13 protein-coding genes are annotated in these 13410 nt (G+C 68.5%); 5 read left to right on the top strand and 8 right to left on the bottom strand.

Features of this window, described 5'->3' with window-relative positions; all coding sequences use genetic code 11:
* Positions 1 to 18 precede the first annotated feature (18 nt).
* Positions 19 to 447, top strand: a complete 429-nt coding sequence (locus U3653_RS31555; protein ID WP_195080721.1) for a PPOX class F420-dependent oxidoreductase — start codon at positions 19 to 21, stop codon at positions 445 to 447.
* A 476-nt stretch (positions 448 to 923) separates the two neighbouring features.
* Here the strand turns inward: U3653_RS31555 and U3653_RS31550 are convergent, their stop codons facing one another.
* The 3 genes from U3653_RS31550 to U3653_RS31540 all read right to left on the bottom strand — a co-directional run bounded on the left by U3653_RS31550 (position 924) and on the right by U3653_RS31540 (position 4315).
* Entirely contained in the window at positions 924 to 1631 is a 708-nt protein-coding gene (locus tag U3653_RS31550) for a polysaccharide deacetylase family protein (RefSeq protein WP_195080722.1), read from the bottom strand.
* 125 nt (positions 1632 to 1756) lie between these two features.
* A complete protein-coding gene (gene lpdA, locus U3653_RS31545) occupies positions 1757 to 3160 on the bottom strand; it encodes a dihydrolipoyl dehydrogenase (RefSeq protein ID WP_195080723.1) in 1404 nt (467 codons plus the stop codon).
* A 177-nt stretch (positions 3161 to 3337) separates the two neighbouring features.
* Positions 3338 to 4315: a dipeptidase gene (locus U3653_RS31540; RefSeq protein ID WP_195080724.1), complete on the bottom strand. Its 978-nt coding sequence runs from the start codon at positions 4313 to 4315 to the stop codon at positions 3338 to 3340.
* Between the two features lie 243 nt (positions 4316 to 4558).
* Between U3653_RS31540 and U3653_RS31535 the strand changes: the two genes are divergently transcribed.
* Both U3653_RS31535 and U3653_RS31530 read left to right on the top strand, forming a co-directional pair.
* Positions 4559 to 5068: an AMIN-like domain-containing (lipo)protein gene (locus U3653_RS31535; protein ID WP_323124537.1), complete on the top strand. Its 510-nt coding sequence runs from the start codon at positions 4559 to 4561 to the stop codon at positions 5066 to 5068.
* 33 nt (positions 5069 to 5101) lie between these two features.
* Positions 5102 to 7159 carry a prolyl oligopeptidase family serine peptidase gene (locus U3653_RS31530; RefSeq protein WP_195080726.1) on the top strand — a complete coding sequence of 686 codons (2058 nt, stop codon included), beginning with the start codon at positions 5102 to 5104 and terminating at the stop codon, positions 7157 to 7159.
* 7 nt (positions 7160 to 7166) lie between these two features.
* On the opposite strand, the gene U3653_RS31525 is transcribed toward U3653_RS31530, so the two are convergent.
* From U3653_RS31525 to U3653_RS31510, 4 genes are all read right to left on the bottom strand, one after another.
* Positions 7167 to 8024 (bottom strand): alpha/beta hydrolase family protein, encoded by an 858-nt coding sequence (locus U3653_RS31525; protein ID WP_195080727.1) that lies wholly within the window; start codon positions 8022 to 8024, stop codon positions 7167 to 7169.
* 50 nt (positions 8025 to 8074) lie between these two features.
* Complete coding sequence (locus U3653_RS31520; RefSeq protein WP_324722494.1) at positions 8075 to 8707, bottom strand: TetR/AcrR family transcriptional regulator; 633 nt, start codon at positions 8705 to 8707, stop codon at positions 8075 to 8077.
* Between the two features lie 307 nt (positions 8708 to 9014).
* The gene (locus U3653_RS31515) at positions 9015 to 9839 is read right to left on the bottom strand and encodes an HAD-IIA family hydrolase (RefSeq protein WP_195080728.1); all 825 of its coding nucleotides are present in this window, start codon (positions 9837 to 9839) and stop codon (positions 9015 to 9017) included.
* Positions 9840 to 9878: 39 nt separating this feature from the next.
* Positions 9879 to 10199, bottom strand: coding sequence for an ArsR/SmtB family transcription factor (locus tag U3653_RS31510; RefSeq protein ID WP_323124536.1), 321 nt, complete (start codon positions 10197 to 10199; stop codon positions 9879 to 9881).
* An 88-nt stretch (positions 10200 to 10287) separates the two neighbouring features.
* On the opposite strand from U3653_RS31510, the gene U3653_RS31505 reads away from it, so the two are divergent.
* The gene (locus U3653_RS31505) at positions 10288 to 11424 is read left to right on the top strand and encodes an MFS transporter (protein WP_323124535.1); all 1137 of its coding nucleotides are present in this window, start codon (positions 10288 to 10290) and stop codon (positions 11422 to 11424) included.
* A gap of 308 nt (positions 11425 to 11732) precedes the next feature.
* Here the strand turns inward: U3653_RS31505 and U3653_RS31500 are convergent, their stop codons facing one another.
* The gene (locus tag U3653_RS31500; RefSeq protein ID WP_323124534.1) at positions 11733 to 12185 is read right to left on the bottom strand and encodes a MarR family winged helix-turn-helix transcriptional regulator; all 453 of its coding nucleotides are present in this window, start codon (positions 12183 to 12185) and stop codon (positions 11733 to 11735) included.
* Between the two features lie 123 nt (positions 12186 to 12308).
* On the opposite strand from U3653_RS31500, the gene U3653_RS31495 reads away from it, so the two are divergent.
* The gene (locus tag U3653_RS31495) at positions 12309 to 13307 is read left to right on the top strand and encodes an SMP-30/gluconolactonase/LRE family protein (protein ID WP_195080730.1); all 999 of its coding nucleotides are present in this window, start codon (positions 12309 to 12311) and stop codon (positions 13305 to 13307) included.
* The last annotated feature ends 103 nt before the right edge of the window (positions 13308 to 13410 follow it).

The raw sequence follows: 13410 nt of genomic DNA, 5'->3' as shown, positions 1-13410 counted from the left end.
GCCCCGGGTTACACGGGCATGGAACTCGCCGCCGCAGTCGATTTCGCCCGCGACCACCGCAGGTCCGTGCTCACCACGATCCGCCGCAACGGACGCCCGCAACTGTCCAACGTCCTGCACGTCGTCGGCGCCGACGGCCGCATCCGCATCTCCATCACCGCCGACCGGGCGAAATATCACAATCTCGTCCGGGACCCGTGGGCGGCGCTGCACGTCACCCGCGAAGACTTCTTCGCCTATGCCGTGCTCGAAGGCACGGTGGAACTCACCCCCGTCGCCGCCGCGCCCGACGACCCCACCGTCGACGCGCTCGTCGACTACTACCGCACCGCCACCGGCGAACATCCCGACTGGGACGAGTACCGCAACGCGATGGTCACCGACCGCCGCGCTTTGGTGCTGTTCACGCCGACCCATGCCTACGGCATGCTCCCAGCTGCCGGTTGACCGAGCGGATTCCGCCACGAACACCGCTCCTGAGTCCGTCGGCGCCTGCGATCACCCTGGAATCGGCCCATCTGCCGCGCACGAAACAGAAGTCGAAGCCACATCGGCAGCCTGTCGCGCCGGCGGCCGGTCCGGGAGCGACTGACCAACCACGCGCCTACCGAGCAGGCCGCGTTCGAGCCCCGGACAAGATACTGCGCGGCCGCGTCTTCACCGCACCGTCGACCGGCACCACAGCGCCCATGCAGCCGATGCTCGCGCTGCTGGTCGACATCCGGCACAATCCCCCAGCCCGCGTCGTGTACGGCGATTCGGACGCCATATCGCGTCCACCGCGTGCAGGCTGATGCTCGCAGCCGACCCCGACTTCGCCGCACCGGCCGTCGCCCGGCGCCGCGGTCGACTTTCGCTGCGTGGAATCGCGCCGTTGCTCAGCCCACCGCGCACCGCGCACGACCGTCCGTCGGGCCGGTCGGTCAGCGCGACATCAAATCCGACACCGTGACGAATTGGTATCCCGCCGCACGCAATTCGGCGACGATGCGCGGGATGGCGGCGATCGAAGGCTCGGCGTTGCCGTGCATGACGTGCAGCAGAACGATCGACCCGGGGCGCACCTTGCCGAGCGTCTCGGCGACGATGTCGTCCGCGGTGACGTCCGCCCGGCCGGAGTCGGGCTCGACGTCCCAGGTCACCGTGACGCGGTCGTGCTCGGCGAGGTAGTGCGGCAGCACCCACAACTTCTTGCCATAGGGCGGACGGAAGGTGATCGGGCCCGCGTAACCCGTCTTCATGATCTCGGCGTCCGTGCGCTCCACTTCGTCGCGCACCGTGCCGGGCGTGACGAAGACCATCCGGCGATGTGAATAGGTGTGGTTGCCGATCTCGTGGCCCGCCGCGGCGATGGCTCGCCCGTACTCCGGGTGTTCGGCGAGATCACGTCCGTTCAGGTAGAAGGTGGCCGGAACCTGCGCGTCGGCGAGCACTTTCAGCACCTCGGGCGCGCGATCGGACGGGCCGTCGTCCAAGGTCAGCGCGACCACCCGCGCGTCGGTGTCCACCCGGCTGACCACGTGACCGGCCAACTGGAAGGTGCGCGCCTTCATCAGGTAGAAGGTGCCCGTCCCCAGCAGCACCACCACGACGAGCACGGGCACACTTCCGATCAGCCACCTGCGAAACATGCACGCTGTATAGCAGAACGCTCGCGCCGATGCCGATCGCCGACGACCCTACCGGCGCGGAAACCCTTGCCCTACAGCCGAAAGGGCGTGCGATCACCGACCGCACGCCCCTTCTCCGCGAAGGATCAGAAGTTGATCATGTGGCCGGCCAGGCCGTGGAAGGCTTCCTGGAGGGCCTCGCTGAGCGTCGGGTGCGTGTGCACGTTGCGGGTCAGCTCGTTGACCGTCAGGTCCCACTTCTGCGCGAGGGTCAGCTCGGGCAGCAGTTCGGAGACGTCGGGGCCGATGAGGTGCCCGCCGATCAGCTCGCCGTACTTGGCGTCGGCGATCAGCTTGACGAAACCGGTCGGGTCGCCGAGGCCGTGCGCCTTGCCGTTGGCGGTGAACGGGAAGGTCGCGACCTTCACGTCGTAGCCCTCGTCCCGGGCCTGCTGCTCGGTCAGGCCGAAGCTGGCGACCTGCGGCTGGCAGAAGGTGGCGCGCGGCATCATGCGGTAGTCGCCGAGGGGAACGGTCTCCGCTCCCGCGATGGTCTCGGCCGCGACCACGCCCTGCGCCTCCGCGACGTGCGCGAGCTGCAGCTTGCCGGTGACGTCGCCGATCGCGTAGATGTGCGGCACGTTGGTGCGCATGTAGTCGTCGATCCCGATCGCGCCGCGATCGGTGACCTGCACGCCGGTGGTCTCCAAGCCGTAGCCGTCGACGCGCGGGGCGAAGCCGACGGCCTGCAGCACCTTGTCCACGGTGACGGTCTCGATCGAGCCGGACTTGTTGTCCTTGATCGAGACGGTGACCTTGGCGCCGTCGTCTTCGATGGACTGCACGGCCGCACCGGTGGTGATGGTGATGCCGAGCTTCTTGTACTGCTTGGTGATCTCCTTGGAGACGTCCGCGTCCTCGTTCGGCAGCGCGCGGTCGAGGAACTCCACGATCCGCACATCGACGCCGTAGTTCTTCAGGACGTAGCCGAACTCCATGCCGATCGCGCCCGCGCCGACGATGAGGATCGAGCCGGGCAGCTCGCGGGTGAGGATCTGCTCCTCGTAGGTGACCACGTTGGCGCTGAGCTGGGTGCCGGGCAGTAGCTTGGTGACGGTACCCGCCGCGATGATCGCGTTGTCGAAGGTGATCGACTCGGCGCCGCCCTTGGTGAGCTCGACCGAGAGCGAGTTCGGGCCGGTGAAGGTGCCCTTTCCGTCGAACTCGTCGATCTTGTTCTTCTTCATCAGGAAGTGGACGCCCTTGACCCGGCCGTCGGCGACCTTGCGGCTGCGGTCGAAGGCGACTCCGAAGTCGAAGTTCACCTCACCGGAGATGCCGAAGGTCTTCGCCTCCTTGGTGAAGATGTGGGCGAGCTCGGCGTTGCGCAGCAGCGCCTTGGACGGGATGCAGCCGACGTTGAGGCACACACCACCCCAGTATTTCTGCTCGACGATCGCTGTTCGCAGGCCGAGTTGAGCGGCGCGGATCGCGGCGACGTATCCGCCGGGACCAGCACCGAGAACGACGACATCGTAGTGGGAAGTCACGCCCCGAGCCTAACTCCGCACCGGGAACTTCACCCACCCATCCCCCACCCAGGTGAGGCGTGGCCCACACCCACCCGCGAACTCCTCGCGAGCCGGACCTCCGCCGCTGTGCGCGAGCGGCGCACGGCTGCGGCGAAACGCGAGTAGACGCCGCGGTGATGTGCCACTCGCGGAAGGTCAGGCGGTGCGCCAGACCTGGGCGGCGACGCGGCGGAAGTTGCCGCCGAAGATCGCGGCTCGGTCGGAGGGGGTGAAGCCGCGGTCGGTGAGGGCCTCTTCGAGGGTGGGGACGTCGGAGGGGCCGATGAGGTCTTCGGGCGGGGTCCATTGGAGTGGACCCCACTGCGTGTAGGCCTCGGAGAAGGCGTCGGGGTTTTGCTGGAGTTCGGCGTTGAAGTCGTCGGCGTCGAAGGAGTAGTCCGAGCCGATGCCGATGTGCTCGATGCCGACCAATTCGGCGCCGTACTCGATGTGGCGGGCCATCGCCGCGACGCGCTCGGCGCGCTCGTGCGGCGCGTTGCGGCCGAGGAAGATGCCGACGCCGTTGACGCCGATGACGCCGCCGGTGGCGGCGCAGGCCCGCGCTTGGTCGTCGGTGATGTTGCGCGGGTGGTCCCAGAGCGCGGCGAAATTCGCGTGGCTGTAGATCATCGGGACGACGCTCAACTCGGCCAGCTCCAGGCCGGTGCGCCGGGAACAGTGCGAACCGTCGGCGAACATGCCGGCTTCGTTGAGCGCGTGGACCAGATCGCGTCCGTAACCGGTGAGCCCGGTGTCCTCGGTGTCCAGGCAGCCGCAGCCCGCGGCGTTGGCGTGGTTGTAGGTGGGCAGCAGCGACCGCACGCCGAGGCCGTAGAACCGCGCGACGTTGTCCAGATCGCCACCGAGCGGCCCGGCGTCCTCCAGATCGAAGGCCAGCGCGATCGTGTCGGCGGCGCCGACGTCCGCCACGGTCTCGACCAGACGGAACCGGCCGTCGGCCAGGGCATCTCGGCGGAATCGCTCCAGCAGTGCGATCGAGTCGGCGGTCGACTGCCGGGAGTAGCCGACGTTCACCGACAGATACGATCCGGCCGGGTAGCGCGCGAGATCGCCGATGCGCGCGGCGGGCGACAGCGGCAGGCAGCAGTGCTGCTCCCAGAGAAAGGGTGGCAACCTCGAACCTCCTGGTCGGATAGGCCTCGCCAGCAGCGATCCTACTGTTCACGGCGAATGCGCGGCGCGACCCAGCGAACGGCGAGCCGCCTCGTGTCCGAGTTGTCGCGAGAGCCAACGTTTTTCGTCCTCACCGCCGGTAACGAGGCACCGACCTGGACCGATGCAGGTAATACATCAATCCCTCCTGTGCCAGAAGGCGGTGCGGCCATGCGTCGCTTGCTTCTCCTGTTCGTTTCCGCTGTGACCCTTGCCGGTCTGTTCATCGCCCCCGCGCCCGCGTCCGCCGCCCCTGGATGCGCCTCCGGCTGGGGTTCGATACCCAAGGTGAGTCGCGCCAGGACGCTCGCGCCGCTGACCGGGGTCCGCGCCGGGCGGCACGACTGCTTCGACCGCCTGGTGCTCGACATCGTCGGGCCGGTGACCGGCTATCACGTCGGCTATGTCGAGCGCGTGGTCATGGACGGCTCCGGCGCACCCGTCCCGCTGCGCGGCGAGGCGTTCCTGAGCATCGCCGTCTACGCCCCCGCCTACGACGACGGGTTCAACCCCACCTACACCCCCGCGAACCGGGCCGAACTCGCCGACGTGCGGGACTACCGCACCTTCCGCCAGGTGGCCTGGGCCGGTTCCTTCGAAGGCCAGACCACCCTCGGTTTGGGCACGCGCGCGCGATTGCCGTTCCAGGTCTCCACCCTCGGGGGACCCGGCGGCGGATCGCGCGTCGTGATCGACGTAGCACACTCCTGGTGACCCCGCGCCGCACGGCTCGGCCACAATGTGGGGATGAGCGGTGTTGAGCGGAACGTGACCGATCCCTACCTCTGGCTGGAAGAAGTGACCAGTGAGCGCGCTCTGGACTGGGCTCGCGCGCACAACACGGTCGTGCACGCCCGGTTCGCCGACTCCGATCGCTTCCGTGACCTGGAGCGCCGCATTCTCGACATGCTCGACACCGACACCAAGATCGCCTACCCCGCCCGCCGGGGGCCCTGGCTCTACAACTTCTGGCGGGACGCCGAGCACCCGCGCGGTCTGTGGCGGCGCACCACCTTCGCCGAGTACGCCGAGGAAGCGCCGGACTGGGACGTGCTGATCGACTTGGACGCGGTGGCCGCCGATGAGGACGAGAACTGGGTGTGGGGCGGGGCGACGGTGCTGCGCCCGGAACAGTCGCGCGCGCTGATCAGCCTGTCGCGCGGCGGTGCGGACGCGAAGGTGGTCCGGGAGTTCGACCTGGAGCGCAGGGTGTTCCTCGATCCGGCCGACGGCGGGTTCTTCCTGCCCGAGGCGAAGTCGGAGATCCGCTGGATCGACATCGACTCGGTGTACGTCGGCACCGACTTCGGCCCCGGCTCGATGACCGATTCGGGGTATCCGCGGATCGCGAAGCGCTGGCGTCGCGGTACCCCGCTGGCGGAGGCGACCACTGTTTTCGAGGGCGAGAGCGGCGATGTCGCGGTCTCGGCTGGCTACGACCGCACGCCGGGCTACGAACGGCACTACGTCGGCCGCGCCACCGATTTCTTCAACGAAGAGGTCTACCTGCTCGAGGACGACGGCGCCCTGCGGCACCTGGACATTCCCAGCGACGCCAGCGAGTCCTGGTACAAGGACTGGCTGCTGGTGCGCCTGAAGTCGCCGTGGGAGGTCGGCGGCGCGAGTTACCCCGCCGGCGCGCTGCTGGCCACCGACTTCGAGAAGTTCCTCTCCGGCGCACGGGAGTTCGAGGTTCTCTTCACCCCGGACGCGCGCACCTCGCTGCACGGCTACGGCTGGACCGAGAACCACCTGTTGCTGATCACGCTGGAGGACGTGCAGACCAAGCTCCACGTGCTGACGCCCGCCCGGGAGGGCTGGCGCCGCGAGCCGCTGGCCGACACCCCGCCGATGGCCACCACCAGCGTGCTGAATCTCGACCCGCTGGAAAGCGGTGACGAGTTCATGCTCAACACCAGCGGCTTCACCACCCCGGCGACGCTGCTGACCAGCTCGGTCGGCGGGCGCACCGAGCGACTCAAGCAGGAACCCGGCTTCTTCGACGCCGACGGGGTGGAGACCGAGCAGTTCTTCGCCACGTCCGACGACGGCACGCGGGTGCCGTATTTCGTGATCCGCCATCGCGACCGGAAGGGCGTGCCCGGGCCGACGGTGATGTCCGGCTACGGCGGTTTCGAGATCTCGCGGACCCCCGCCTACAGCGGCGCTTCGGGCATGGGCTGGCTGGAGCGCGGCGGCACCTGGGTGATGACGAACATCCGCGGCGGCGGCGAGTACGGGCCGCAGTGGCACACCTCGGTGCAGAAAGCCAACCGGCACAAGGTGTACGAGGACTTCTCCTCGATCGCGAAAGACCTCGTCGCGCGCGGCATCACCACCGCCGACCAGCTCGGCGCGGTGGGCGGGAGCAACGGCGGACTGCTGATGGGCGTGATGCTGACCCGCTACCCGGAACTGTTCGGCGCGATCGTCTGCCAGGTGCCGCTGCTGGACATGAAGCGCTACCACCTGCTGCTCGCCGGCGCTTCGTGGATGGCGGAGTACGGCGACCCCGACAAGCCGGAGGAATGGGAGTACATCGGCAAGTACTCGCCCTACCAGAACGCGCGCGCCGACCGCGCCTACCCTCCGATCCTGCTCACCACCTCGACCAGGGACGACCGCGTGCACCCCGGCCATGCCAGGAAGATGGCCGCGCTGCTGGAGGAACAGGGGCACGAGTTCTGGTACCACGAGAACATCGAAGGCGGCCACGGCGGCGCCGCCGACAACAAGCAATCGGCCTTCCAGGCGGCGCTGATCTACGAGTTCTTCACCCAGATGCTGATCGAACGACGCGCCTGAGCGGCGCTCAGCGGTCGCGCAACCACTTCTCGATCTGGTCGACGGTGCTGGTGTACTGCCGGATCCAGCCGTTGTGGCCCAGCGGCTCCGGCTGCCGCCAGCGCGTCACCTCCGCGTTGGGCAGCTTCTCCAGCAGGTGTTCGGCCGAGCTGGGCGGGGTGAGGTCGTCGCCGGTCATCGTGATGGACAGCACCGGGAGCTTCAGCCGCGCGATGCGCTCCTCGTAGTCGATGTCCGCGCCGACCGGGACGAACCGGCCGGTGCGCGCCAGCCGGGCCCAGTCGGAGATCAGCACCTTGGACTGGCGGCCGAAACCCATGGACACCCGGTCGCCGGGCCAGAAGCCGGCCAGGTTCGCCGTCAGCGAGATCGCCGCGGTGCCCACCAGCATGCCCGGACCCGAAAGTCCCCGGTAACCACGGTAATACGGGGTGCCCGAGGCGACCAGGATCAGCCCGCCGAGCCTGCCGCGGACGCGCGCGGCGTACATGACGCCGAGCTGTCCGCCCATGCTGTGCCCGAGCAGGTACGGCGTGCTGTCCGGGAACTGCTCGCGAACCACCTCGAAGATCGCCGGGAAATCCACCGAGACCAGCTCGTGGTAGCCGAAAGTGCTGGCGGCGCTGGGTTTCGGCCTGCTGTCGCCGTTGCCGCGCAGCTCGCCGATCGCCACGTCGAACCCGCGTGCGGCCAAGCCGGAGGCGAACAGTTCGTAGTAGCCCCCGGGAACGCCGAGTCCGGGCACGATCACCAGCACCGGTCGTGGCGCGTCCGGAGTGACCGCGTGCCGGTGCGGACCCCCGGCGGGGATCAAGCGCACCGGAACCGTGGTGCCGTCCGGCATCTGAATCGGAACTGTCTGCATCCCCGGCACGTTACCGCGCTGGTCGCGCCCGGTCGCGCAAGCCGGCGACGCTACGCGCGGACCGCGCCGATGATCACCCTGCTGAGCACCCGGATCACGTCGTCGAGCGGTGGGCGCGGGTCCGCGCCGCTCCAGGAGTCGACCACGTAGTTGACGCCGCCGATGATGGCGAGCATCCGCATCTCGTAGTCGCCCGCGGGTATCTCGCCGTGCAGGGCGGCGTCTTCGGCGGCGCCAGCCAGCAGCGAACCCCACTCCCGGCGCACCGCGAGACGGAACTTCTCCACCTTCGGGCCCGCGCCGACCACCTCCACCAGGGCGACGCGCGCCTTGCGCGGATCGGAACCGATGGATTCGACGTAGGCGCGAACGGCGGCGTCGATGACGTCCAGCGATTTCGCACCGGACTTGGCGTCCAACGCCTTCTTCACGGCGTCCCGCGACTCCCGGTCGATCTGCTCGTACAGCTCTAGGAGCAGGGACTCGCGACCGGTGAACTCCTCGTAGAACTGCCGCGAGGAGAGTCCGGCGTCCTTGCAGATGGCGCCGACCGAACTGTTGGCGTAGCCGTCCCGCGCGAAGACCGTCAGGCCTGACTCCAGAAAACGCGCACGCCGCTGACGTTGCCGGTCCTCCACGGGTTGCCCGGCATACATTCGACCCGTATTCGCATCCTGTGACATTGGGCCAGACAATACAGAAGGGCCCGAACTCATCGTCACGGATCGGGCCCTTCGTTACAACCCTCGGCCGACCTCGAGTTAGCCGAAAGTTGGCTGAGCAGTTGCTACCTCATCAAATGGTCGCCGGGCCGAAACCCGGCGACCATAGTAGCTTGTGCGCAAGCACGCCTATCCACGGATCGAGCATTCGGCAACTCCGATCTGGCCGTAGGAGATTTCTTGTCACTGGCTATTTGCCGGAACAGACCATACCTAGCAGCGGCGCGGTTGCGGGCAATTTTAGAGGGAATCTGTAGAATTTTTTGTTTCATTCCGATTCGTCGGTTACGGCGGATTCGCCCGCTCCCGCCGAACCGGCCAGCAATTCCGGCAGATCGGCCACGGAATCGATGACGTGATCGGGCGCGCGTTCCGCCGACGCGAGCACTTCGGGCCGGAATTTTCCGGTGCGCACCAAGACGCCGGTCAGCCCGGCGTCCTGTGCCGCAAGCACATCCGAGTACAGATCGTCACCGATCATCACGACCTGCGCCGGGTCGAGCCGCATCAGCGCCGCCGCGGTCCGGAAACCAGGCGCCGCGGGCTTGCCGACCACCTCGATGCGGGCGTTGCCCGCCGCCTCCAAACCGGGCAGGTACGCACCGGTGTCGATACGCAACCCGTCCGCGGTCGCCCAGGTCGAACCGCTGTGCATGGCGACGACCGGCACGCCGTCCAGCATCAGTTCCACCACCCGGCTCAGCGCCGCGTGCGTGAATTCCGCTCCCGCGCCGCCGAGCACGACCACGTCCGGACGTCGCTCGTCGAGCCGGAGACCGGCGAGGTCGGCCTCGATGTCGCCGTGGTTGAGCACCCAGACGGCGGCGCCGGGGTATCGCTCGCGCACGAACTCCGCGGTGAGCCTTGCGGCGGTGACGATCTCGGCGGGATCGACCTCGATATCGGTGTCCCGCAGGCGTTTCGCGATCTCGGCGCAGGTTCGCGAGGTGGTGTTGGTCAGAAATGCCCTACGCAGCCCGCTCTCCCGGATCCGGCGCACCGCCGCGGCGGCGCCGGCGATCTCCCGCCAGGAGGTCACCAGGACGCCGTCGATGTCGTAGAGCACGCCTCGGATCCGACCGCGGTCAGGCATGGCTTCAGCGTACGGCCGACTCGCGGGCGGGGCACCCGCTCAGCGCCGCGCGCCGTTGATGACCGCGTCCAGCAGGCCGGGGAAGCGTTGATTCAGATCCTCCCGCCGCAACTGGACCAGTCGGTTGCGGCCGGAGACGAAGGTCGTCGTGATGCCCGCGTCCCGCAGGACCTTCCAGTGGTGCGAGGCGGTGGCCGCCGTGATCTCCACGTCGAACTCGCGGACGTTGCAGCTCAACGGTTCTCGTTCGCCGGCGAGCGCGCGGACCAGTTCCAGCCGCACCGGGTCGGCGAGAGCGCTCAGCACACGGACCAAATCGATGTCGGCGGTACTCGGCTGTGGCAGCGCGCGCATCTCCATTCTCCGATCGTTTGACAACAATCGAAGAGTACCGCACCCTCATCCTATGATGCTTCGACAACCATCGAATGATCTATACCGATCGCTGTTGCCGCTCGCCGTGGGCACTTTCGTGCTCGGCACCGACGGCTTCGTACTCAGCGGGCTGCTTCCGCTGATCGCCGCCGACCTGCACGTCACCGTGTCCACCGCCGGGCAGCTGACCACGATGTTCGCCTGGACCTACGCCATCGCCGCACCGCTGATCGCCGCGGCGACCGGCTCCTGGGATCGCCGCGTGCTGCTCGGCGGCGGCGCCGCGCTCTTCGTGATCGGCATGATCGGGCAGGCCGCCGGGGAGAGTTTCGCGGTCATGGCCACGGCGCGCGTCGTGGCGGCCATCGGGGCGGCGGCCTTCCAGGCCAACGCGTTCGCCGTCGCGGGCGTCGTCGCCGATGACGCCCACCGGGGACGGGCGCTGTCGATCGTGACCGCGGGCATCACGCTGTCCAGCGTCGCGGGCGTGCCGATCGGCATCTTCGCCGAACGCTGGATCGGCTGGCGTGGCGTGCTGTGGGGCATCGCGGTCGGCGGAGCCGTCGCGGCGCTGCTGGTCTTGCTGCTGCCGCGGGTGACGCTGCCGAGCACGGGACTGCGCGCCCGGATCGGCGTGCTGACCCGGCCGCCGGTGCTGCGGGTGCTGATCGTGACGACGATCCAGATCACCGCCGTCTACACCACCACCGTCTACCTGCCCGTCGTGGTCGCGGCATCGGTGCCGCAGAGCATGCTCGCCTGGCTGTTGCTGGCCATGGGCGTCGGCCAGGTGATCGGGAACGCGCAGGCCGGGCGCGCGGTCGACCGCTACGGCCCACAGCGCACGCTGACCGTGGGCCTGGCGGGCGCGCTGATCGGCCTTGCGCTGCTCGGCGTGGCCATCCATGCCGCGTGGGCGGTGTTCGTGATGCTCGCCCTGACCGGATTGTTCGGTTCTGCGGTCCTGGTTCCGCAGCAGTATCGCCTGTTCGGCATCGCCCATGACGCGCCGACGGTCGCCCTCGGCCTGAACGGATCGGCCATCTACCTCGGCGCGGGAATCGGGTCGATCATCGGCGGCACCGTGCTGGATTCCTCCGGCAGCCAGTGGCTCCCGTGGACCTCGGCGCTCATCGCCACGCCGGCCCTGGCTCTCGCGCTCCAGAAAGCTCCGTCCGCCACCAAGGCTTCGGCTCCGGCTCCGGCATGACCCATCCGCCGGCGGCGCGGCATCGGGTCCCGCCGCTGGCGGCCTCTCCCGCTCCGGCCCATACGGCGGAATCCGGGAATCTATTACGAGGGCGCGCACCGCCTTCAGCGCTCACAAACGCGGCGTCGCTGCGCATCCGGGGCTGCGCCTCGTCATCGCAACGGATACGGGAGAGAACGGGCGCGAATCAGTGAAGTCATCGATCCGGACTGGCGAAATGGCGGCACTGATCGCGACCGCGTCCCGGTGACGAACCCGTCGCAGGATCGGCGGGGCACTTCGATACACGGTGCCCCCGCTTCCGGCGGCTAAGCGGCAGGGCCGGGGCGGATCGAGTCCAATCGGTCGGCGCAGCGGGTCAGCAAGTCCTGCAAGGCGGCTCGCTCGGCGTCGGTGAATTCCTCGGCCAGGGCGCGTTCGACGCGCACGGCGCGGGCGTCCGCGTCGCGCATCACCGCCTCGCCCTTGTCGGTCAACGTGGTCTCCAGGACGTTCTTGTGCCACGGGTGCGGGGTGCGCTCGATGAGCCCGCGGTCCTGCAGATTGCTCAGCACGGTGTTCATCGACGGCGGGGTGACGCCGCAGAGCCGGGCCAGGGCCGCGGCCGAGATACCGGGGTTCTCGGCGAGGAACAGCAGCGCGGCGTACTGGGGCACGGTGACGCCCGCCGGCTTCAACGCGGCGTTCTTGGCCGTGTTGAGGGACTGCTCGGCACGTTTCACATACGAGCCGATCCGTTCGGCGGCGGGCATCGACGTCATAACCGCATGGTATCCGCACGTCCTCTTGTTTGACCCTTGACTGATATTAGAGTTCTAACTTAAATTCGTGCCAGTTGCTCAATGCGGGCACATTCTCATGCACGGACTCTAAGAGGTAACCCCATGCCCCACCGCCTGTCCCTCCGCCTGCTGTCGAGCCTGGCCGCAGGCTCCGCCTGTCTCACGCTCGCCGCCTGCGGCACGAGCGATGCGCCGAGCGCCGCAGTTCACACCGCCTACGAGTTGCCGGGCGACCGGGCCTACCCCGAAGGCATCGCGGTGGACGCGCGGACGGGAGACAGTTACGTCGGCTCCTACACCACCGGCGCCGTCTATCGCGCGACGCCGAACGCGCACCGAGCCGAGGTGTTCCTGCCCGAAGGCGCCAACAACCACAAGACCGCCAACGGCTTGAAAGTCGATGCCGCCGGACGGCTGTGGGTGACCGACTCGACCACCGGCGTCGCGGTCTACGACATCGCGACCCGTTTCCTGCTCGCGGACCTCACCGTGCCCGGTGGCGACCCCCGCTTCGTGAACGATCTCGCCATCACCCCCGACGGCACGGCGTATCTGACCGACAGCACACGGGCTGTCGTCTATCGCGTGACGCCCGATCAACTGGCCGCCGCCAGAGCACAAGGCGGCCGCGCCGAACTGACCCCGCAGTTCGACCTGCACTCCGTGCTGCCGCCGATCGAACCGGGCGGCTTCAGCCTCAACGGCATCGTCGCCGACCCGGCGGGCCGCTACCTGCTGACGGTCGACATGCCCCGTGGCGACCTGTACCGCATCGCGTTGACTCCGGACCAGAACCCGATCCGCAAAGTGGCCTTGCGCGGCGGCGATCTGCGTCAGGGCGACGGACTGGAACTGCGCGACAACACCCTGTGGGCCGCGCACAACACGACGAACACCATCAGCCGCTGGACCCTCACCGACGACGGCGCAACGGCGACGCTCGCGCAGCAGCGCACCGACGAGAATCTCGCCATCCCCACCACCCTGGCCCGCGCCGGTGACCGAACCCTGATCGTCTCCTCCCAGTTCGACAAGGGCGGTCCGATGGCGCCCGGCACACCGAAGACGCCGTTCACCGTCGTCACGCTGGACGGAATCTGACGCCGGAACGCCGGAAGCCGGCCCACCTCGCGGTGGACCGGCTTCCGGTTCCAAATGTGTTGCGCGGTGGCGGGACTCAGAAGTCCATGCCGCCCATGCCACC

The organism is Nocardia implantans, assembly GCF_035544775.1.
Classification (GTDB): Bacteria; Actinomycetota; Actinomycetes; order Mycobacteriales; family Mycobacteriaceae; genus Nocardia; species Nocardia implantans.
This window is presented reverse-complemented; position numbering and strand designations above follow the sequence as displayed.

Excerpts from the sequence above, each read along its gene's own strand:
- U3653_RS31555 (WP_195080721.1), top strand. The coding sequence starts at position 19 with ATGGAACTCGCCGCCGCAGTCGATTTCGCCCGCGACCACCGCAGGTCC.
- U3653_RS31550 (WP_195080722.1), bottom strand. The coding sequence starts at position 1,631 with ATGTTTCGCAGGTGGCTGATCGGAAGTGTGCCCGTGCTCGTCGTGGTG.
- U3653_RS31530 (WP_195080726.1), top strand. The coding sequence starts at position 5,102 with ATGAGCGGTGTTGAGCGGAACGTGACCGATCCCTACCTCTGGCTGGAA.
- U3653_RS31525 (WP_195080727.1), bottom strand. The coding sequence starts at position 8,024 with ATGCAGACAGTTCCGATTCAGATGCCGGACGGCACCACGGTTCCGGTG.
- U3653_RS31520 (WP_324722494.1), bottom strand. The coding sequence starts at position 8,707 with ATGTCACAGGATGCGAATACGGGTCGAATGTATGCCGGGCAACCCGTG.
- U3653_RS31515 (WP_195080728.1), bottom strand. The coding sequence starts at position 9,839 with ATGCCTGACCGCGGTCGGATCCGAGGCGTGCTCTACGACATCGACGGC.
- U3653_RS31510 (WP_323124536.1), bottom strand. The coding sequence starts at position 10,199 with ATGGAGATGCGCGCGCTGCCACAGCCGAGTACCGCCGACATCGATTTG.
- U3653_RS31500 (WP_323124534.1), bottom strand. The coding sequence starts at position 12,185 with ATGACGTCGATGCCCGCCGCCGAACGGATCGGCTCGTATGTGAAACGT.
- U3653_RS31495 (WP_195080730.1), top strand. The coding sequence starts at position 12,309 with ATGCCCCACCGCCTGTCCCTCCGCCTGCTGTCGAGCCTGGCCGCAGGC.